General features: G+C 53.9%; 16 protein-coding genes. 4 read left to right on the top strand and 12 right to left on the bottom strand.

Annotated features, from left to right (window positions below):
* Positions 1-16: 16 nt before the first annotated feature.
* Both ACJJIQ_RS24340 and ACJJIQ_RS24335 read left to right on the top strand, forming a co-directional pair.
* Entirely contained in the window at positions 17-3,211 is a 3,195-nt protein-coding gene (locus ACJJIQ_RS24340; protein ID WP_445363257.1) for an efflux RND transporter permease subunit, read from the top strand.
* A gap of 41 nt (positions 3,212-3,252) precedes the next feature.
* Positions 3,253-4,278 (top strand): IS630 family transposase, encoded by a 1,026-nt coding sequence (locus ACJJIQ_RS24335; protein WP_445362554.1) that lies wholly within the window; start codon positions 3,253-3,255, stop codon positions 4,276-4,278.
* A gap of 53 nt (positions 4,279-4,331) precedes the next feature.
* On the opposite strand, the gene ACJJIQ_RS24330 is transcribed toward ACJJIQ_RS24335, so the two are convergent.
* From ACJJIQ_RS24330 to ACJJIQ_RS24280, 11 genes are all read right to left on the bottom strand, one after another.
* Complete coding sequence (locus ACJJIQ_RS24330) at positions 4,332-4,691, bottom strand: hypothetical protein (protein WP_444892827.1); 360 nt, start codon at positions 4,689-4,691, stop codon at positions 4,332-4,334.
* Between the two features lie 180 nt (positions 4,692-4,871).
* Positions 4,872-5,165: a hypothetical protein gene (locus ACJJIQ_RS24325; protein WP_444906377.1), complete on the bottom strand. Its 294-nt coding sequence runs from the start codon at positions 5,163-5,165 to the stop codon at positions 4,872-4,874.
* The gene (locus ACJJIQ_RS24320) at positions 5,155-5,457 is read right to left on the bottom strand and encodes a hypothetical protein (RefSeq protein WP_282934207.1); all 303 of its coding nucleotides are present in this window, start codon (positions 5,455-5,457) and stop codon (positions 5,155-5,157) included. Before ACJJIQ_RS24320 ends, ACJJIQ_RS24325 begins: the two co-directional genes overlap by 11 nt.
* 95 nt (positions 5,458-5,552) lie before the next feature.
* Positions 5,553-5,825: a hypothetical protein gene (locus ACJJIQ_RS24315; protein WP_444934909.1), complete on the bottom strand. Its 273-nt coding sequence runs from the start codon at positions 5,823-5,825 to the stop codon at positions 5,553-5,555.
* A gap of 508 nt (positions 5,826-6,333) precedes the next feature.
* A complete protein-coding gene (gene aceF, locus ACJJIQ_RS24310) occupies positions 6,334-7,977 on the bottom strand; it encodes a dihydrolipoyllysine-residue acetyltransferase (protein ID WP_445363256.1) in 1,644 nt (547 codons plus the stop codon).
* A gap of 17 nt (positions 7,978-7,994) precedes the next feature.
* Positions 7,995-10,664 carry a pyruvate dehydrogenase (acetyl-transferring), homodimeric type gene (gene aceE / locus ACJJIQ_RS24305; RefSeq protein WP_445363255.1) on the bottom strand — a complete coding sequence of 890 codons (2,670 nt, stop codon included), beginning with the start codon at positions 10,662-10,664 and terminating at the stop codon, positions 7,995-7,997.
* A gap of 448 nt (positions 10,665-11,112) precedes the next feature.
* Positions 11,113-11,691, bottom strand: a complete 579-nt coding sequence (locus ACJJIQ_RS24300; RefSeq protein ID WP_282934211.1) for a class GN sortase — start codon at positions 11,689-11,691, stop codon at positions 11,113-11,115.
* A gap of 2 nt (positions 11,692-11,693) precedes the next feature.
* Positions 11,694-14,054 (bottom strand): marine proteobacterial sortase target protein, encoded by a 2,361-nt coding sequence (locus ACJJIQ_RS24295; protein WP_445363254.1) that lies wholly within the window; start codon positions 14,052-14,054, stop codon positions 11,694-11,696.
* Positions 14,055-14,215: 161 nt separating this feature from the next.
* Complete coding sequence (locus tag ACJJIQ_RS24290; protein WP_445363253.1) at positions 14,216-15,319, bottom strand: phosphoribosylaminoimidazolesuccinocarboxamide synthase; 1,104 nt, start codon at positions 15,317-15,319, stop codon at positions 14,216-14,218.
* A gap of 91 nt (positions 15,320-15,410) precedes the next feature.
* A complete protein-coding gene (locus tag ACJJIQ_RS24285; protein ID WP_282934585.1) occupies positions 15,411-16,496 on the bottom strand; it encodes an AI-2E family transporter in 1,086 nt (361 codons plus the stop codon).
* Between the two features lie 23 nt (positions 16,497-16,519).
* Positions 16,520-16,813 carry a sulfurtransferase TusA family protein gene (locus ACJJIQ_RS24280; RefSeq protein ID WP_445363252.1) on the bottom strand — a complete coding sequence of 98 codons (294 nt, stop codon included), beginning with the start codon at positions 16,811-16,813 and terminating at the stop codon, positions 16,520-16,522.
* A gap of 192 nt (positions 16,814-17,005) precedes the next feature.
* On the opposite strand from ACJJIQ_RS24280, the gene ACJJIQ_RS24275 reads away from it, so the two are divergent.
* Entirely contained in the window at positions 17,006-18,514 is a 1,509-nt protein-coding gene (locus tag ACJJIQ_RS24275) for a M48 family metalloprotease (RefSeq protein WP_445363251.1), read from the top strand.
* A 67-nt stretch (positions 18,515-18,581) separates the two neighbouring features.
* On the opposite strand, the gene nadA is transcribed toward ACJJIQ_RS24275, so the two are convergent.
* The gene (gene nadA, locus ACJJIQ_RS24270; RefSeq protein ID WP_444895159.1) at positions 18,582-19,634 is read right to left on the bottom strand and encodes a quinolinate synthase NadA; all 1,053 of its coding nucleotides are present in this window, start codon (positions 19,632-19,634) and stop codon (positions 18,582-18,584) included.
* A gap of 162 nt (positions 19,635-19,796) precedes the next feature.
* Here nadA and ACJJIQ_RS24265 point away from each other — a divergent pair, with 162 nt between their 5' ends.
* Positions 19,797-20,894: an NAD(P)/FAD-dependent oxidoreductase gene (locus ACJJIQ_RS24265; RefSeq protein WP_445363250.1), complete on the top strand. Its 1,098-nt coding sequence runs from the start codon at positions 19,797-19,799 to the stop codon at positions 20,892-20,894.
* The last annotated feature ends 7 nt before the right edge of the window (positions 20,895-20,901 follow it).

The following is a 20,901-nucleotide window of genomic DNA, read 5'->3' as shown; positions in this document are numbered from 1 at the left end:
CTCGGAGTAGCAGTATATGAATTTTTCCCGTTTCTTTGTCGACAGACCGATATTTGCATCCGTGTTGTCGATCATTATTTTCGTCGTCGGCCTGATCAGTATTCCCTCACTGCCGGTCAGCGAATATCCCGAAGTTGTGCCCCCCAGCGTGCAAGTGAGTGCTCGCTATCCTGGCGCCAACCCTAAGACGATCTCAGAAACTGTAGCCACGCCGCTGGAAGAAGCGATTAACGGCGTGGAAAATATGATCTACATGAAGTCAGTGGCTGGTAGTGACGGCACCCTGACTTTGAACGTGACCTTTGAGTTGGGCACCGACCCGGACCAAGCCCAGGTACAGGTGCAAAACCGGGTGTCCCAGGCCCTGCCGCGCCTGCCCGAAGATGTCCGTTTGCAAGGTGTTACTACCCAGAAGCAGTCGCCAAACCTGATGATGGCGGTGCACCTGATTTCACCGGACGACAGCCTCGACGCTACCTATATTCGCAACTACGCCGTACTGCATATTCGCGATGAGCTATCGCGCATTCCCGGCGTGGGCCTCGCCGCCGTATTCGGTTCTGGTGACTACGCCATGCGCTTGTGGGTGGACCCGCAGAAAGCCGCCGCCGTAGGCATTACTGCTGCCGATATTGTCAGTGCCGTGCGCGAGCAGAACGTACAGGTTTCCGCCGGCCAGATCGGCGCCTCCCCCATGCCGAACGGCTCCGACTTCCTGATTTCCATTAACGCCAAAGGCCGCCTGGAAAGTGAAGAGGAGTTTGGCGATGTTGTACTCAAGACCGGCAATAATGGTGAGATCACCCGCCTGCGAGATGTAGCCCGTGTAGAGCTGGCCTCTTCCCAGGACTCCCTGCGCGCCCTGCTCAACGGCCGCCAGGCTGTCGCCATCCCTATTTTCCAATCCCCCGGCTCCAATTCATTGGAAGTTTCTGCGGCGGTACGGGAGAAAATGGCTGAACTGGATGACCAGTTCCCGGAAGGCCTCAAGTGGGAAGTCGCTTACGACCCCACGGTTTTTGTTAGCACCTCCATCAGCTCAGTGATCAAGACCCTACTGGAAGCCGTGCTGCTCGTGGTTCTGGTGGTTATCCTGTTCCTGCAAACCTGGCGCGCCTCATTGATCCCGCTGTTGGCCGTGCCGGTATCTATTGTCGGCACCTTTGCGGTGCTGTTGATGTTAGGTTTCTCAATCAACACCCTAACCCTGTTCGCCATGGTACTGGCCATCGGTATTGTGGTGGATGACGCCATTGTGGTGGTGGAAAACGTCGAGCGGAATATCGAGGAGGGACTGACGCCTTTAGCCGCTGCCCACCAGGCCATGCGCGAGGTGAGCGGTCCGATTGTCGCGATCAGCCTGGTGCTCTGCGCGGTGTTTGTGCCCATGGCATTCCTGGACGGCATCACCGGCCAGTTCTACCGCCAGTTTGCCACCACTATTGCCATCGCCACCATTATCTCCGCGATCAACTCTCTGACTCTATCTCCGGCTCTGGCGGCAACTCTGTTGAAGCCTCACGGCGCCAAACCGGATATGCCCGCGCGTATTATTGAGCGTTTGTTCGGCTGGATATTCCGCCCGTTCAACCGCTTCTTCCAGCGCAATTCCGAGCGCTACCAGCGAATCGTGGGTGGCAGCCTCAAGCGTCGCGGTATCGTATTTGGTGTTTACCTGATATTGCTCGGCGGTACTTTTGCCCTGTTCCAACAGGTGCCCGGCGGCTTTATTCCGGTTCAGGATAAGACTTACCTGGTGGGTAGTATCCGCCTGCCGGAAGGTGCCTCCCTGGACCGCACCGAGGAAGTTGCTCGTCGCGTGAGTGAATTGGCACTGGAGACAGAGGGCGTTGCCAACGCCGCGGCCTTTGTCGGCTTCAATGCCCTGCAAAGTACCAACACCCCCAACGTGGGCACTGTATTTATCCTGTTCGACGATTTCGATGAACGTGAGCGCAGTGCCCAGGAAATCGCTGCGGAGCTAAATGGCAAGATCTCACAGATCAAGGAAGGCTTTGCCATGACCTTTATGCCGCCGCCCATCTTCGGTCTGGGTGCCGGCTCCGGCTACTCCCTCTATGTTCAGGACCGTCGCGGTGCCGGCTACGGTGAGCTGCAAAACGCCACCAATATGTTGGCTGGCGCCCTGAGCCAAGCCAGCGGCCTCAGCTACCCCTTCAGCTCCTACCAGGCCAATGTGCCGCAGATGGACGCGGAAGTGGATCGACTACAGGCCAAGGCTCAAGGTGTGCGCATGGACGACTTGTTCGGCACCCTGCAGCTCTACTTTGGCTCTATGTATATCAACGACTTCAACCTTTTCGGCCGCACCTACCAGGTCGTTGCCCAGGCTGATGCACCCTTCCGCGATGAAGTGCAGGATCTCGATAATCTCTACACCCGCAATATGAATGGGGAAATGGTGCCCATCAGCACCATGGTGACCCTGCGCCAGAGTTACGGACCCGACCCGGTAATCCGCTACAACGGCTATCCGGCAGCCGACCTGATGGGGCAGTCCGATCCCAGCATGCTGTCCTCTTCCGAGGCACTGGCAGCGGTTGAGCAGGTTGCCAGCCAAGCCCTGCCTCCGGGCATGCAAATCCAGTGGACCGACCTCAGCTTCCAGCAGGTCAACCAGGGCAATGCCGCTATGGTGGTTTTCCCTCTCGCAGTACTACTGGTATTCCTGGTGCTGGCCGCCCTCTATGAAAGCTGGGTAATGCCACTGGCGGTGATCCTGATCGTGCCCATGTGTCTGCTGGCTGCACTATTTGGTGTCTGGGCTACTGGCGGCGACAACAATGTATTTGTTCAAGTCGGGCTGGTTGTACTGATGGGGCTCGCCTGTAAGAACGCTATTTTAATCGTGGAATTTGCTCGCGAACTGGAAATGGAAGGCAAAGGCACTGTCGAGGCTGCACTGGAAGCCTGCCGCCTGCGTCTGCGCCCGATCATTATGACTTCAGTCGCCTTTATTGCCGGTGTTGTTCCACTGGTATTGGCCGGCGGCGCTGGCGCTGAGGTGCGCAATGCCATGGGCATTACCGTATTTACCGGCATGATCGGTGTAACCCTGTTTGGCCTGTTCCTCACTCCGGTATTTTATGTTGCCCTGCGCAAGATTGCCGGCGGCAAACTATCAGCTGCCCGCACTACAGATAGCCAGGAGAGTAACTTACCTCTGGAGCAAGTAGCTAACACTTACTAGCGGGGCAGAAATAATCAGTACACCCTGGTAATATAAACTGCATGAAATACGATGCCAGAAAACTTAGTACTGAGGAGCAGCACCTCATACGTAAAATTGCTGTTCAGCGAGTATTTGATGGAGAATCTGCGGCGGAGGTTAGTCGTAGCTTAGGGCTGGGGAGCAGAACTATTTTCCCATGGTTAAGGACTGCTCGGGAGAAAGGTATTGAAGCGCTATCTCCAAAAATTAGACCTGGACGCGGTAGAAAACTGTCAGCTATTGAAGAAGAGGAAGTCAAACGATGGATTATTGGTGGCGATCCAAGGCAATATGGCTTTGATTTCGGATTGTGGACACGTCAGATCGTATCGGATTTGATTTTTGAGAGATTCAAAATTGAACTTAGCGTTTCTAGTGTCGGCACACTTCTACATCGACTGGGCCTGACGCCACAAAAGCCTCTACGAAGAGCTTACGAGAGAGATGAGAAGGCGGTGAATAAATGGGTAAAGGAAGTCTATCCAAAGATTAAATCTTATGCGAAAAAAACTGGTGCAGAAATATTTTGGCTGGACGAGGCTAGTATCAGATCAGACGATCCACTCCAAAGGACATGGGGAGAAAAAGGAAAAACTCCAGTGGTAAAAACGAGTGGTCAAAGACAGTCAATCAATGCGATCTCAGCTTTATCGAATAGAGGTGGCTTCTGGTATCATATTTATAGTGGAAAGTTCACGGCAGAAAAGTGCGTAGAATGCTTCAAAAATTTCCAGAGAAGTCAGAAAAGACCAGTGATTCTCATTGTTGATGGGCACCCAGTACACAAATCGAAAAAGGTATTGGAGTATGTCGATTCACAGGATGGAAAGCTTGAAATGGTGTTCTTACCGCCATATGCACCAAACCTAAATCCAGATGAGTTGGTCTGGAATCATATGAGAAATATAGGGACTTCAAAGAGGCCGCTGAAAAAAGGTGAGACACTACTGAGTCGTGCAAATGCAGATTTGCAGAGCATCAAGAAAAATAGAAAACTTGTGAAATCATTTTTTCAAGAGTCGACTGTATTCTTTGCTGCTGCCTAGGTAGTAACCCCGCTTAGCCCGAGCGCATAAATGCTATGCGCCCGGGCTTTTTTCTATTTGCGCGTTTCCTTTTTCCAGCGGGCTCTCGGAAATAAAATTACATAAACCCGAATCAATAACCCCATGGGTACACAAAAAATAATAACGATCACCCCCAGAAGGGCTCGCATATAGTCACTGCCCTCTTCGTGTTTCTCAGCGCGATCCCACAGATAAGACTGGTAACAGTGATCCGGCCCATCTATTGGCATCAAGGTGTAATTAATCACCCGCTCCAAAAATCTCCAATAGTGGCGAAAACGGGTTTCCGTCACTCTGGAAAAATATCCACAGCGTGCCGATATTGTTGCATCGGGATTACCACCGGCAATAGCATTTCCCAGCTGATCCACTGCGACAATAACATTTCGCATCCAGCTTCTATTGGCACCCCTCATTATTAAACCTGTTTAAATCGGCATCCCAAAATAAAACGATCCAGTCTTAATTTTGACTCCACTCAGAAAAAAACAATGGAGTCAAAACAAACTGAGTGCCCCCACACCACCATCCCGCATTGGCTCAAAAAACGGCACTAGCGGAAAATTACTTGGTCAGTAGAAACTGTAACTCAGCTCAAACGGTGAATAAGGCCCTTCACACCAATCACCGGTATCCAATTGATAGCAGTGCACACCCTCGGCAATACAGTTATCGAGACTTCCCATATAGGGATCACCAGCTAGGCAAAAACGCGGGAATGCAGTAAGTTCATCCGGTGGCACCGGAGTGGTTTTGTAGGTGTAGTAAGTTGCCGTGCCGGTTAAGTCATAACCGAAACCGTCAGCCACGCAGCCCGCCAGGGACTGCGCTACAAGAATAAGAATAAAAACAACGCTAATTTTCATAGGAAATACAACGCCTTCCACCGGAAATGTCAAAACAACGGGCACTGGGTGGGCAAATAGAACCCGGCGCCAGCTCCTCAGAATCCCCCGGGCAGCTTGTTGGAGATGCAGGCGCATCTGGCACATGGGAGGAATGAGAAGAGTGAGAAGAGGGATAACCCCGGTATTCCGCATGGCGGGGAATTGGCGGGCTTACGGGATAAACCACTTGATTGCGCGTATCGGGGGTTCCACAACCCTCAAGGAATACACCCATCGACAAGGCAGAAATAAATATCGCAAACTTTTGCATGGTAGCGCTCCGTATCAGCACCGCGCGGACAGAGTCCACGCACTTTTAGATCCGGCTATTTCGCAACAGCTCCACACTGGGCTCAGCTACTGTCGTTAGTAAACCCGCAATATAGGGAAAAACCAGGCCATGGAGTCCTGCAAGCTATCTACGCAATCCGCCGTCTCGCATTCGCTTTTGGCGGTAAGGGGTTGTGGGTATTTTGTGTGGTTACTGCCGACTTCCACAAAGCTGGCGCTTTGTCCGGCAGCCTCTGCCTCATAAAAGAAAGGGTCTTCACCCTCCACTTCGTCCGCAGGCAAAAACAAGCAGCCCTGCATCGCAAATACCGCCACAAGCGGCAACGCGAATTTCCTTGTAGGTCCCATAATCCGACACCTCACATTTTCAGTGCTGCGATGATAGTAGCCTCTCTGTGAGTCTAGCTGCCGAGGCATTAGCAGCCAGCAACCCAGAATCGATTTGCGCATAAATCATCTTATTGATGTTTTTCGCGGCGAATATTTCATTTCCACTTAAAGGCTAACTTACTTATATGAAATGTAGGGAGCCTCTAAATAACTCCGTAATGCCTCTGCGGGTCTTGAAGGCTGCAGATGTTAGGCGCAGCTCGCCGCGAATGGTCCTAGCCCTTTGCAAGAGCTGCAACGCAGCAGATACGGCCTTCAAGGCCCGCCCTTCGGGGCTTACAGAGCGATTCACACTCCGCGTTGCGACTTCTTGAAAGGTCTAGACATTCCTGCGAAGCCGCGCCTTGATTGTGAACCGCTCTGCATGCCAGAGGCATCACGGAGTTATTCAGAGGCTCCTTAGCCCTGACTATAAAAAAAGCGGCCGATTGGCCGCTTTTTTTTACTGACTTTAACTCGCTGACAATTACAGCAACAGTCTGCGCACATCCGCCAGCACGCTGACCAAATAAGTCATAAAGCGTCCGGCATCTCCGCCATTTACCGCGCGGTGATCGTAGGAGAGCGCCAAGGGCAACATTTGACGAGGCTCAAAGTCCTTGCCGTTCCACACCGGCTTCATCGCCAGCTTGGATACTCCGAGGATACCAACTTCCGGAGAATTGACGATCGGGGTAAACCCGGTGCCACCGATAGCCCCCAAACTGGAAATGGTAAAGCAGGCGCCCTGCATCTCGTTGGGCTTCAGCTTGCCATCGCGGGCCTTCAAGGCCATTTCAGTGGCCTCGGCCGCCAGCTCGTACAAGCCTTTCTTATCCACATCGCGGATAACCGGCACCATTAAGCCTTTTGGAGTATCTACTGCTATACCCACATGCACATAGTCCTTGCGCACAATATGCTCGCCATCGTTGTGCAGGGACACATTAAAGTTGGGCTCTGCACGCAGGGCCGCAGCTACCGCTTTCAGCAGGAAAGGCACCGGAGTGAGCTTCACTCCGCGCTTCTCCGCCTCGACCTTCATGGACTTGCGGAAGGTTTCCAGCTCTGTGATATCCGCATCGTCAAACTGGGTGACGTGAGGCACGTTGAGCCAGTTGCGCGACATGTTGGCTGCGGTGATCTTGTGGATCTTGCTCATCGGCTCCACATTCACCGGGCCAAACTGGCTGAAGTCGATATCCGGCATCTTGGCGATACCGATACCACCGCCGACACCTACCGCACCGCTCTCAGCTTTCTTCACCTGCTCGCGGATGTAATTGTGCAGATCGTCCTTGGAGACCCGGTTGCGCGGGCCGGTGGGCTTCACCTTATTCAAGGTAACACCCAGCTCACGGGCCAATTTGCGCACGGCGGGGCCGGCGTAAACCTGGGCTGCTGCGGTGAGGTCGCGCTCCAGCTGATAATCCTTTTGCGGCACTGCCGGGGGCTCAACAGACACAGATGCCTGCTGTGGCGCGCTCTCGGCAGGCGCTGTCGCTGCAGGGGCTGCAGCTGGAGTAGCGGGCGCGGCGGCGCCTGCAGCAACTACTTTCAACACGCCCAAGGTGTCACCTGTGGAAACCTTGTCGCCTTCTTTAACGGCGATAGAAACCACGGTACCGGCGCTGGGGGAAGGCACATCCATAGAGGCTTTATCGCCTTCCACCACAATCAGGGAGTCCCCCTCTTCAACCACATCACCGGGCTGTACACTGATCTCGATCACATCAACCGCATCGGCACCGCCCAGATCCGGGATCTGGATCGTTTCCTCTTTCGGCTCGCCGCTCGCCGCTGCCGCAGGAGCTTCAGCCACAGGCTCTGCAACTAGTGCAGCTTCTTGCTTGGCGGGGGCCGCAGCGGGCTCCTCTGCCGGCGCTTCCGCCACATCGGTTTCGATTTCCCCAATCACGTCGCCTTCAGAGACCTTATCGCCCTCTTTCACGCTGATGCTGAGGATTTTGCCAGCCACTGGGGCTGGCACATCCATGGAGGCTTTATCGCCCTCCACCACAATCAGTGAATCCTCTTGCGCGACGGTATCGCCGACAGCAACAGAAATTTCAATCACATCCACCTGATCGGCACCACCGAGATCAGGCACTTTAATGACTTGTTTTGCCATAGGAGTTCTGCCTTCTCTTAGCTGATGCGTGGATTAACTTTTTCGGCGTCGATATTGAGCTTCACGATTGCTTCCCCAACCTCTTTCGCATCAATAACGCCCTGCTTGGCCAAGCCGTTCAGTGCGGCGATCACCACGTAGTTGCGATCCACTTCGAAGAAGCGACGCAGCTGCTCGCGGCTGTCACTGCGGCCGAAACCATCGGTACCCAGGGTGGTCAGTTCACCGTCGATAAATTCGCGCAGTGGCTCCACATAGGAACGGATGTAGTCGGTGGAGGCGATAACTGGGGAGGTATTGCCTTCGAACTGCTCAGTGATCCAGGCTTTGCGCGGTTCGGCTTCCGGGTGCAGCATATTCCAGCGCGCCACATCCTGGCCTTCACGGGCCGATTCCACAGCGGAGGTGAGGCTCCAGACATCGGAGGTCACACCGAACTGGTCGGCGAGGATATCCGCCGCTGCCAGTACCTCGCGCAAAATAGTACCGCCACCAATCAGCTGTACATGTTTCTTCGCCGCTTTGCCCTTGGCGCCTTTCTTGACGTTGGACTGCAGCTTATAGATACCGCGGATAATGCCCTCTTCCACGCCCTGGGGCATTTCCGGCTGCAAGTAGTTTTCGTTCTCGATAGTGATGTAGTAGAAGAGGTTCTTCTGCTCTTCGTACATCTCTTTCAAGCCGCGCTGCATAACCACCGCCAGCTCATAACCGTAAGCCGGGTCGTAGCTGCGGCAGTTGGGGATAGTGGAGGACAGTACGTGGCTGTGGCCATCCTGGTGCTGCAGACCCTCACCGTTTAAGGTTGTACGGCCAGCAGTGGCACCGATCAGGAAGCCGCGCGCTTGCATATCGCCAGCGGCCCAGGCCAGGTCGCCGATACGCTGGAAACCGAACATGGAGTAGTAGATATAGAAAGGCACCATCGGCACGCCGTGGTTGCTGTAGGCAGTAGCCAATGCCATCCAGGTGGACATAGCACCGGCTTCGTTGATGCCCTCTTCCAGCACCTGGCCTTTCTTATCTTCCTTGTAATACATGATCTGGCCGTGATCCACCGGGGTGTAGCGCTGCCCCTGAGAGGAATAAATTCCCAGCTGGCGGAACAGGCCTTCCATACCAAAGGTACGGGCTTCATCGGGAACGATCGGCGCGATGTTCTTGCCGATATTCTTGTCTTTCACCAAGGCCGCGATAGCGCGGACAAATGCCATGGTGGTGGAGATTTCGCGCTCACCGGAGCCTTTGGTCAGTGCGCTGAAGGCATCGAGACCGGGGACTTCCAGTTTCGGGCACTCAACCGGGCGACGGGGAACCGGGCCGCCCAGGGCCTTGCGGCGCTCCGCCATATATTTCATTTCCGGGCTGTCCGGAGATGGGCGGTAGTAAGGAACTTCTTCCAGCTCTTTATCGGTGAGCGGAATGGCAAAGCGATCGCGGAAACGCTTGAGGGAATCCAGATCCAGCTTCTTCACAGAGTGGGTATCCATCGCCGCTTCGCCGGCGGAGCCCAGGCCGTAACCTTTAACGGTCTGGGCCAGGATCACGGTGGGCTGGCCTTTGTGGGCCATCGCCGACGCGTAAGCTGCGTAGACTTTATAGGGATCGTGGCCACCGCGATTGAGCTTCATAATCTCATCGTCGGACATATCCTTAACCAGCTCCAGCAACTCCGGGTATTTGCCGAAGAAGTGCTCGCGGGTATAGGCGCCGCCGTTGGCCTTGAAGTTCTGCATCTCGCCATCGACCACTTCGTCCATGACTTTCTGCAGCAGGCCTTTGTCATCTTTCTCCAGCAGCGGATCCCATAGGCGGCCCCAGAGTACTTTGACAACATTCCAACCGGCACCTCGGAATACGCCTTCCAGCTCCTGCACGATCTTGCCGTTGCCGCGTACCGGGCCGTCCAGACGCTGCAGGTTACAGTTAACCACGAACACCAGATTTTCCAGTTGCTCGCGGCCGGCCAGGGAGATTGCGCCCAGGGTTTCCGGCTCGTCACACTCACCGTCACCAAGGAAGGCCCACACCTTGCGATCGCCGCGCGGGGACAGGCCGCGGGCAGACAGGTAGCGCATAATGTGCGCCTGGTAAATTGCCTGGATCGGCCCCAATCCCATGGAAACCGTGGGGAACTGCCAGTACTCCGGCATCAGCCAGGGGTGCGGGTAAGAGGACAGGCCATTGCCGTTCACTTCACGGCGGAAGTTGTCCAGCTGCTCTTCATCAAAACGCCCTTCCAAGTAGGAGCGAGCATAAATACCCGGTGCGCTGTGGCCCTGGAAGAAAATCAGGTCGCCGCGCTCTTCACCTTCATTGCCACGGAAGAAGTAGTTAAAGCCCACATCGTAGAGTGTGGCCGCAGAGGAGAAACTGGAGATATGGCCACCGAGGCCATCGTCATTCTGGTTGGCACGTACCACCATCGCCAGGGCATTCCAGCGAATCAGGGAGCGAATGCGGCGCTCCATAAATAAGTCGCCAGGCATACGCTTTTCCGCATTGGGCGGAATGGAGTTGCGATAGGGAGTGGTGATTGCCGCAGGCAATTGTACGCCTACATCGGTAGCGCGGTCAGACAGCTGCTTCAGGAGGAAGGCTGCGCGTTCTTTGCCGCTATAGCGGATAACCGCTTGCAGCGCGTCCAGCCACTCCTGCGTTTCGAGGTTATCGGTATCTTCGTGCATCAAGTGCTCCTCGGCGAATTAGGCGACGTCGAGTCGGTCTATTTCTCAAAAATCGGTACGCGGGCAAACTACAGCGCGAGCAAAAAAAAGCTTCCTTTTTTTCTTGGTTCCGCCAATTCACCAACTTTGTTGGCGTAAATGCAAAGTTTGTGAATCTTTACTCGAATATGACGGTGAGGAAAGCGGCGCAATTGATTGCCGCAAGTGCCTAGTTTGACTGTGATTATTTGTTCCGGGGCCCGCGCAGACTGGCGGACAAAACCCCATCCCCGGTTGTTAGCGGAGGGAATTGTAGTATTACTACAAAAAATTTTCCAGATAGGACGGTTAGTAACAAATAAAACAAAAGAGCAAAACAATTATTTGCCGTTTGGCCGTTTCACCGGAACATTTAGTGGAATTTTTGAGAAAATGAACTACAAAATCGAGTCTCAAACAAAGACATCAGTCACAGCTGAACCAGCTCCCCACCGGGTTGATATTCAGCGTAGACCAAGTAACGCAGCGGGCCACCAGCCGCCAGGGCATTAAAGGGATAACAAGTCACCAGCAATAAACCCCGCTCGGCAAAGATCGGCAAACGCTCTCTCTCACTGTCCACAATTCGCATTTCCGCAACCCGATAAGTATGCCAGCGTCCGCGTTTATCCTGCAGGTAAATGGAGGTACCCCGCCTGACACGCTCTAATCCCGCAAAGTGAGTATCCCGGTGTGCGGCAATAACCGTGGTGCGAGGCTCGCCAGGATTGCCGGACCCAGCTAAGAGACCAGGGCCGAAAGCCAACGCCTGGCCACTACCGCCGCTGAGAACAACTAATGGCGACTGCCCTTCCAACTTTAACTTGGCCACGGGCCAGGTGTCCGCCCAGGGCCAGGGCTTTTGCAAAGCCCCGCCCTGTAGCTGTTCTTCCCAAGCACTATTAATCAACACTTGGGCCAATTCTGCCTTGGCCAGGAGCCAGCTGGCGGAACCCAGCTGCCACAAGCCCGTTCCCAAGCAAAGCATAAAGAGCAGTGAGCGAGCCACGCTTACACACCTCCCCGTTGCAGAGGATTAGCGCCGCTGGGTTGACGGGGGTCCGGTAAAACCCTGCGCAAGAAGGAGCGCAGGGCTCGGGTCAAGTTGCTGCGCAAGGCCCGACCGCGCTGGAAGATCGCCGCAAACATCAACAATACCGCCGCTGCCAATAACTGCCCGTAGACACCTGTAGCAGTTTGCGGATAGGCCTGGCGCTGTAGCACTTGCCCTTTAGCCACCATATTGGTGACCGAGCTACGAGATAACTTCTCTTCAGCACTGCGTACAGCTTCCTCTTCGACTGCAACAAAACTGGTGTAGGGGCTGGCAAGCTGATGCCTCAGGGCAATCTGCAAAATCTGTTCGCGCAGAGCCAGGCCCGCATCCGACTGCTCTCCAGACTGAAGCTGCCGGTCCCGCAGAGAATCTATCTTGCTGCGCGCCCAGACACTGCCGATACCTGAAGTATCGCTACCACTCTCTACTTTCAGAGCGAGTTTGCGCACAAACTGTTTACCTGCCATTCGGCCCCGCAGCTGGATATCTCCCTGCAAGAGATTACCCTGCACCTTGGCCACCAACTGCATAGGCTCACCGTTATAGAGATCCGGGATACGCTTGGGGTAGGCATCCGCGACGACTCCCTGGGGCCAACTGAGTTGCAGGTCTGTAGCCATAGGATTTTCCAACTTGGCGAACAGAGCCTGCATACGCTCGCGAACTTCGGAAATATCACCGATGGTGACGAAAGTACCCCGTCCAAACTGAGCAGCTTTGCGCATAAAGTGGCTATTGGGAGCCGAACCAATACCCACAGTAAACAACCGGGCGTTATGCAAGGACTGGCTAATTAACTCGAACAGGGCCCGCTCATTGCCCACCGCACCATCTGTAATAAATACGACTTGCTGAACGGTACTGGTGTCGTCCTGCATTTGCTGACCGAGTGCCATTCGCAAGGCCGGCGCCATTTCTGTACCTCCCTCGGCATTCAGGTTTTCGATTTCCTGACGCGCACGGCGGATATTCTCCGCGCTCGCGGCTATCGGGCGCAGGAAAAATGCGCGGGTTGTACTGTTAAATTCAATAACGTTAAAGCGATCATTGCTGTGCAGGCGAGACAGTGCCAGGGTAAGACTCTCCTTTGCCTGACGAATAGAATTGCCAGACATGGAGCCGGAAGTATCGATCACATAAATCACTTCCCTCGGTAAACGCTGCGCAGAGGTACCGTCGCTGGGTGGCAGCAGCATGACCTGCAGATAAGCACCAGCCTGCTCTTCTACCCCCTCTTGCGCTGTGATTTTCTCGCTAAACAATGCCGCCCGCGGCATAGCAGAAGCGCGCGGCTGCCAATTCAATAAGAAATCCCGATCCATTGCAGCTGTTTCATCTCGCAACTGAATCCGATAGCGACCGTCACCTCGGTTATCAATATCAATCTGGTGATAGGGGCTATCGATTTTTGCTAGCGGCAGTCCGCCATGCAGATCCACCTCGATAGAAATATTATGACTACCCAGTGCCTCTAGCTCCTGCGCTGGCTGCATAAACGGAGTTATCGACGCAGCACCCGGCACTTGATTAGTGGGCAGTGCCCAGCCACTACTCTCTGCCACCAACTCCTGCTGATCGCCGTTCAATGCCTGGGAGGGTATTGGCTTGCCAGGGATATAGCGTGGGGTCAATGTCGTGGGCATGCGCAGTGAAAAAACGCCACCGTCATAATTCACTGGCTGCAAAAAGCGGATATTAATTTGCACCATCTCATCGGGGGCAATATTGGCCACTTTATTAGTGAACAGATTTGGGCGCTGCTGCTCTAGAAGAGCTGCACGCTTACCCGCCGCACGAGCAGCCTTATAAATCTTGGAGGCCTCTTTCCGCTCGCGCACCTTACCGACAATGCGGCGCTCGCCCACCTGAATTTCAAGCCCCGCCACCGCAGCTTGCTCAGGCAGTGGTAATGCGTACACCGCTTCCTGCCAGCCGTCGGTAGTATTCTTGAATTGCTGCTGAAGCTCTACTTCCGCTACCAGACCCCGCACGGAAATACTGACCTGACTTTTCAGGTGCACCGCTGGAATATACTTTCCGGACTCATTGCCAGTAAAAAGTAAGTCCCCGCCCTTTACATCGTCCAGAGTAACTGCCTCGGTGAACTCCTGCTGGATCGCATCACTCACAGAGGGAAGCTCCTGGGCATTGACCTCTGCCCCGATTGCCGCAATGACTACCGCCAATACCACCACAATAAATAACAGCCAGCGCCCAGCACCACCGGTCCTCTGGCGGCGACGATAGTATTCCTCTGTCGGCAACATCAGATCGTCTTTATGGAACCGCTGCCCGAATAACATCACCCTGTTCACTCACTTACCTCCACTTTTAAATTGGATGTTGAAGTCATTAAACAGAGGGAAGCGGGCGAAAGGCGGCAGGAATACGAGCACAAAACAGGAGGAATTGTGGCGAATTATGGCAGGCATAAAAAAACCGGCGAAAACGCCGGTTTTTTGCAGTTCGATCCAGGTTAGTCGACCAGACCGTAATCCTTGCGGAGAACTTCAAGCAATTCCGCTTTGGGATTATCAGATATCTCAAGATTCGTACCAATAATCTTCTCAGCAATACCAATATAAGTATTAGAGAGATCCATCAGCATAGATTCTGGCAGCTCGTTATCACGAGCCAGAGCCGAGCGCTCATTCATGCGATCTTTGTTCAACAGGATATCGGCATCGGGGAAGTAGTTGAGCAGCGCCTGGCGAAAACCCTCTTTGGATTTCTCCACAACCTTGCCCGCGCGGTACTGTTCGCCATCCCAGATACGGGAGGAGTCCGGAGTACCTACTTCGTCCATATAGATCAGCTTTTCTTCACCATTGGCATCGGTGACATAGCCGAATTCAAACTTGGTATCGACAAAGACCTGGTCGAGCTTTTCCAACTCTGCGGAAATCAAATCGAAACCTTCTTTCAGCAACTTCTCGTACAGGTCGATATCGCCTGCATTGCGGAAGCCGAAGGCTTCGAAATTGTCTTCGATATTCTTGCGAGTGACATTGACATCGTCCGCTTCCGGTACACCGGGGATACCCTTGAGAATACCTTTACTGGAGGGGGTAATGAGTAATTCAGGCAGCTTCTGGTCTTTCTGCAAGCCATCGGCAATCTCGATACCGCAGAACTCCCGCTCCCCTTTCTCATAGGAGCGCCACATGGAGCCGGTGATGTACTGACGGGCGATCGCTTCGATCATAACCGGGCGCGCTTTCTGTACGATCCACACCAGCGGGTGCGGGATATCCAGAATGTGGCTATCGGCGAGGCCCTGCTCTTTAAACAGCTTGAACCAGTGGTTGGAAATAGCATTTAGTGCTGCGCCCTTGCCTGGTACGCCGCGCATACCGCCTTCGCCAGTCCAGATACAGTCGAACGCGGAGATACGGTCGGAAATCACCATTACCGCAAGTGGGGTGTCAGGAGAAACCGGGTAGCCCTTCTCCTCAATCAGGCGGCGGCTATCTTCATCGCTCAGCCAGTATACGGAACGGACCTTGCCACTGTGGATAGGCTTATCGGTGCGGATCGGCAGGTCATTATTGACCGCTAGAACTTTGTCAGCCAGGCTCATGGGCTCTCACCTATTTGAAGGGACCAAATAAAAGAAAGCGCGGCATTCTAGCAAATGCCGCAGCCTACAGACAAAGAAAGATATCGGGCAATTACTCCGAACTTCTCCTGGCCTCCCATTCCACCTGGTGCTCATGGGTGGGCCAGGCACTCATAATGGCCTTGAGCAAGGTCGCCAAGGGAATTGCAAAGAAGACGCCCCAGAAACCCCAGATACCGCCAAAGAACAGTACCGCCAGGATAATGGCAACCGGGTGCAGGTTAACTGCCTCAGAAAACAGCAGTGGTACCAGTACGTTGCCATCGAGCAGTTGGATAATGCCGTAAGTCATCATCAGGTATAAAAACTCATTACTCCACCCCCACTGGAAAAGCCCAATAGCCGCAACAGGGATAGTGACAACCGCTGCACCGATATAAGGAATCAACACACTGAAACCCACGGCTACTGCCAGCAACAGGGCGTAGTTCACCCCCAGTAACAGAAAAGCGGCATAACTGACAGCAGCCACAATGCCAATTTCTATTACCTTACCGCGCACATAATTGGCCACCTGATCATTCATCTCATGCCAAATCTGGTGGAGCATGGGCCGTTCTTTGGGCAGGAAAGAGGTGCACCAGCGGATCAGCTGTTCCGCATCCTTAAGGAAGAAGAACACCAGGATCGGCACCACTACAACGTAAATCAGCAACCCGGCAAAAATGGGTAGGTTGGTAAGCGAGAAGGCCAGCAGTGTCTGCCCCAGGCCGCCCAGTTCGCTACCGAGGGTATTGAAGATTTCATCGATCTGCCCGGCCGAAATTAAGCGCGGGTAGCGTTCAGGAAGCAACAATAAAAGCTCCTGTCCGCGCTGCACCATGTTGGGCAACTCTGCTCCAAGCCGCACCAGCTGACGCCAGATAATAGGCAGCACCACAAATAACAGGGCCACAATAGTGCCCACCAACACCAAGCAGGACAGGGTAACCGCCAGCCAGTGTGGCACACGCCAGGACTTCAGCTTTTGCACCATTCCCTGCATCAGGAAGGCGATCACCAGTGCGGTGAATACCGGGGCTAGCACAGCGCCCAGAGTCGCCAGGACCACCAGGGCCAGGGTCAATATTAAAACCAGAAGCACCACTTCTTCCTGACTGAAGTAGCGGTTCACCCAGCCTTTTACAATCGATAACATAGACTCTCGGGATTTATCTTTATTCATTTGCCAGCGTACAGCCAATATTGAAAGGTATTATTACGTCGCTCAGCGCGGAGCAGGGACCGGCCACTTAAAGATGCAAAACTGTGGAAGTCTCGCCAGGACCCTTCATCAGTGGCCACTACACAAAGCAGCGTTCCCTCTGGGTATTCCCGCAATGCCCGGCGCATGGCCAGTAACGGTTGTGGGCAGGGCAGATTTCTTGCATCCACAATAGTGGCCGTATCCCAGTTCGGTATCTGGGTATCGGGCTGATTGGTAGAAGAAGTTACTGACATTGCCTTTTTAGTCACAAACCAGAATTGCCGGGGATTATAGCGCGAACCAGACGCCATAACCCGCGCAGGCTTTACGCTTTTTAACTTTCCGCCTGGCGCAAGTGTGAACCTTTTATGGTCCACTAAGTCCAAACCTCGACAGTCCAACGGGGTAGCGTATAGAGTTGGACTATAGATCCTTCATGGACAGACCGAGCAGTAATCAAGATGACTGATTCCAAAAACAGCCTGCTTCACCGAACGCGCCCCTCAGCTATCCTCCATCGACTTCGCGCAGGACTGCGAAGCCTGGGTATGGGGTTGTTACTCGGCGCAGTCCCGTTTGCTGCCATAGCGGACAGTGATGAAATCCGCCTCCCGGAGCTCGGTGACAGAACCAGCGGTGTCGTATCCCACACCCAGGAAAAAGAACTGGGGCAGATGTGGCTGCGTATTTTTCGCAGTCAGGTTCGCACTTCCAGCGACGCCCTGATCCAGCAATTTGTCGAAGGCATGGTCAAGGAATTGGCCGAATACAGCCCGCTGGAAGACAAAGAAATTGATGTTGTCGTAGTAAACAACAAAACCATGAACGCCTTTGCGGTCCCCGGCGGAGTCATGGGGATCCATACCGGCCTGTTTCTATTTGCCGAACGTGAAGACCAGTTTGCATCGGTAGTTGCCCACGAATTGGGCCACCTCAGCCAGCGGCACTACGCCCGCTCCCTGGAAGCACAGCGCAATAGCACAATTCCCACCTTGGCCGGTATGCTCGGTGCCCTGGTTCTGGCTGCCACCGCCGGTGGTGAAGCGGGAATAGCAGCTATGAGCGCGACCCAGGCTGCAGCCCTGGATAACCAACTGCGATTCAGCCGCAAGAATGAGCAAGAGGCAGATAGGGTCGGTATTGATACCCTGGCCAAATCCGGGCGCGATCCAGAAGCCGCCGGTGAAATGTTCGAGCAAATGCTCAAGGCCACCCGTTACTACCAGCGCCCGCCAGAATTTCTCCTGACCCACCCCGTTACAGAAAAGCGTATTGCCGATGCCAAGTTGCGCGCTCAGCGTATGGAAAAAGTGGCTCCCAGCGAGGATCTGGATTATCACCTGATGCGCGCCCGAGTGCGGCTCGCCACAGAACCAACGCCGCAGCAAGCAGTAAAACGCTTTAGCGCGGAGCTGAATGGTATTAATGACAATGAGGATGCCGCCCGTTACGGCCTCGCCCTGGCCCAAGTAGCCGCAGGCAGGCCCGATTCAGCGCTGGACACCTTGCAGCCCCTGTTAGACAAGACCCCCTCAAAAGCAGCCTATGTGCTGGCCCGAGCGGATATCGATCTGATCCGAGAAGACTACAGCAGTGCCACCAAGCGCCTGCAGTGGGCCCTCGATCGCAATCCGGGAGACCACGCCTTAATCATGGGCCTCGCCAATGCCCACTTTAAAGCCGGTAACTACCTGGCTGCAGAACGCCTGCTGGCGAAATATAGCCGTACGCGGAAGAAAGACCCGGCAGTATGGTATCTACTGGCGGAGACTCACGGATTGGCCGGAGATATTGTTGGCGTGCACGAGGCCAGGGCCGAGTATTACATCCTCAACGGCATATTCGACAAGGCTATTCAACACCTGCGCCATGGAATTCGCATGTCAAAAGACGATTACCAGGTCAATGCCATCCTGGAACAGCGCCTCAAAGATGTACTGAAAATGCAGGAAAGAATCGAAGAGCTGTAATTCCCCCCAACAAAAAGAGCGGCCACTGGCCGCTCTTTTTGTTTACTCACCGCTACTCCCTCGAGAGCTAACCTTTGCGGAAATCCAACATCCGCTGCAGCGGAATCATCGCCTTGCGCCCCAGTTCCGGGTCCACAAAGATCTCATTATCCCCGCGCTCCAGTACACCGCAGAGGTTCTCCAGAGAGTTCATCGCCATCCAGGGGCAATTAGCACAGCTGCGGCAAGTAGCTCCAGCGCCGGCGGTAGGCGCTACCATTAGCTCTTTGTCTGGGCACTCCTGCTGCATCTTGTAAAAAATGCCCTGGTCGGTAGCCACAATAAAGCGCTTCTCTGGGCGGGTCTTGGCAGCATTAATAATCTGCGAGGTAGAACCCACCACATCGGCCAGGGCTACCACAGAGGCGGGAGATTCAGGATGCACTAAAACCACAGCATCCGGATAGAGGGCCTTTAAGTCCTCAACCCCCTTGGCCTTAAACTCTTCATGCACAATACAGGAACCATCCCATAACAGTACATCCGCGCCGGTTTCCCGCTGGACATAGCCGCCGAGGTGTTTGTCAGGTGCCCAAAGGATTTTTTCGCCATTGGCATCCAGGTGATCCACTACATCCAGCGCAATACTCGAGGTCACCACCCAGTCCGCCCTGGCTTTTACCGCAGCAGAAGTATTGGCGTAAACCACCACGGTGCGGTCCGGGTGCTGATCGCAAAAGTCAGAGAACTCCTGTGGGGGGCAGCCAAGATCCAGGGAGCAGGTTGCCTCAAGGGTCGGCATCAGTACTTTCTTGTTAGGGGTAAGGATCTTAGCGGTCTCACCCATAAACTTTACCCCGGCCACTACCAGAGTGTCCGCCGAGTGCTGAGCGCCAAAACGGGCCATTTCCAATGAGTCAGAAACGCAGCCGCCGGTTTCCTCCGCGAGGGCCTGAATCAAAGGATCGGTATAGTAGTGTGCGACCAATACTGCATTCTGTTCTTTCAACAAGCGCTTGATGCGCTCGCGCCATTCTTGCAGCTCTTCTTCGCTATATTGAGACATTACCGGCTCCGCCAGGTGCGCTTGCACCAAAGAGCGAGAATCTACCTTGTCTGCGGCAATGGACTTATGAGTCATGACTAACTTCCAGTCGCGGAAAAGCGCGCATTATAGCGCAATGAAACGACACCACCACGCACCCTTTCGACAGCAATTTTAATCTGGCGTTACAGGCAAAATAGACCAAAGGGATTAAACCTCGTCACCTCAGATAGTACACATTTCGGCAGTAGGACCGCTATGGAGATATTGGATACCGTGATAGTCGGGGCTGGGGTATTAGGGCTTGCCTGCGCCTACCAGTTGAGCCGCGCTAGCCACAAAGTGATGGTACTGGAACAACACAGTGCCATTGGAACTGAAACCAGCGCGCGCAGTAGCGAGGTTATTCATGCAGGCCTCTACTATCCAACAGACAGCTTGAAAGCCCGAGCCTGTGTAAACGGTAAATCCATGCTGTACCAATTTTGCCAAGAATACGCAGTGCCCCATAAGCAGCTCGGCAAACTGGTAGTCGCCACCGATAAAGCACAGCTTGCGCAATTGAGAGATCTCAAAAATCAGGGGGATACTAATAACGCTGGCGGACTTCGATTACTAAGCGCCTCTGAAGCCCGATCTATGGAGCCGGAATTACAATGTGCCGGTGCCATTTACTCTCCGACAACCGGCATTATCGATAGCCACAGCCTGATGCTAGCCCTTGAGGGTGCCATGGAAGCCAGGGGAGGAGAAATTATACTTGCGAGCAAAGTTGCGCGAATTGAAATATCCAGCGGAACTTGCCAACTCGTGATGGAGGATGGCTACAAACTGAAAACCTGCAATCTAATTGTGGCCGCAGGCCTCCACACAAGCTCGCTAGTGGGGACGATAAATAGCGAAGTTATAAAACGAGAAATTCCCACCACGTATTTTGCTAAGGGCAGTTACTTTACCCAGTCAAGTAAGGTGCCTTTTTCACACTTAATTTACCCTCTACCTGAAAGTGCCGGTCTGGGTATTCACCTCACTCTGGATTTGGCCGGAGGAGCGCGCTTCGGTCCGGATGTGGAGTGGGTCGAGACCATTAACTACCAAGTGGATCCGAGTAAACTAAATACATTTTATGACAACATCCGTCGCTACTGGCCTGGAATATCAAAGAATACTTTACGGCCTGGCTATGCGGGCATTCGCTCCAAAATTGTACGCAGGGGCCACCCCGCTGGTGATTTCCAGATTTATCACAAAAGCCTATCGGATAAATCTCAGTTAGTGGCATTTTTTGGAATTGAATCCCCCGGGCTGACCTCTTCACTGTACCTCGGAGAAGTAATCGTAAAAATGATTTGCTAATTATTTA

The organism is Microbulbifer maximicatervae (SeqCode) (assembly GCF_052468295.1).
Note: the sequence above shows the minus strand (reverse complement) of the source record. Positions and strands in the feature narration are given on the sequence as shown.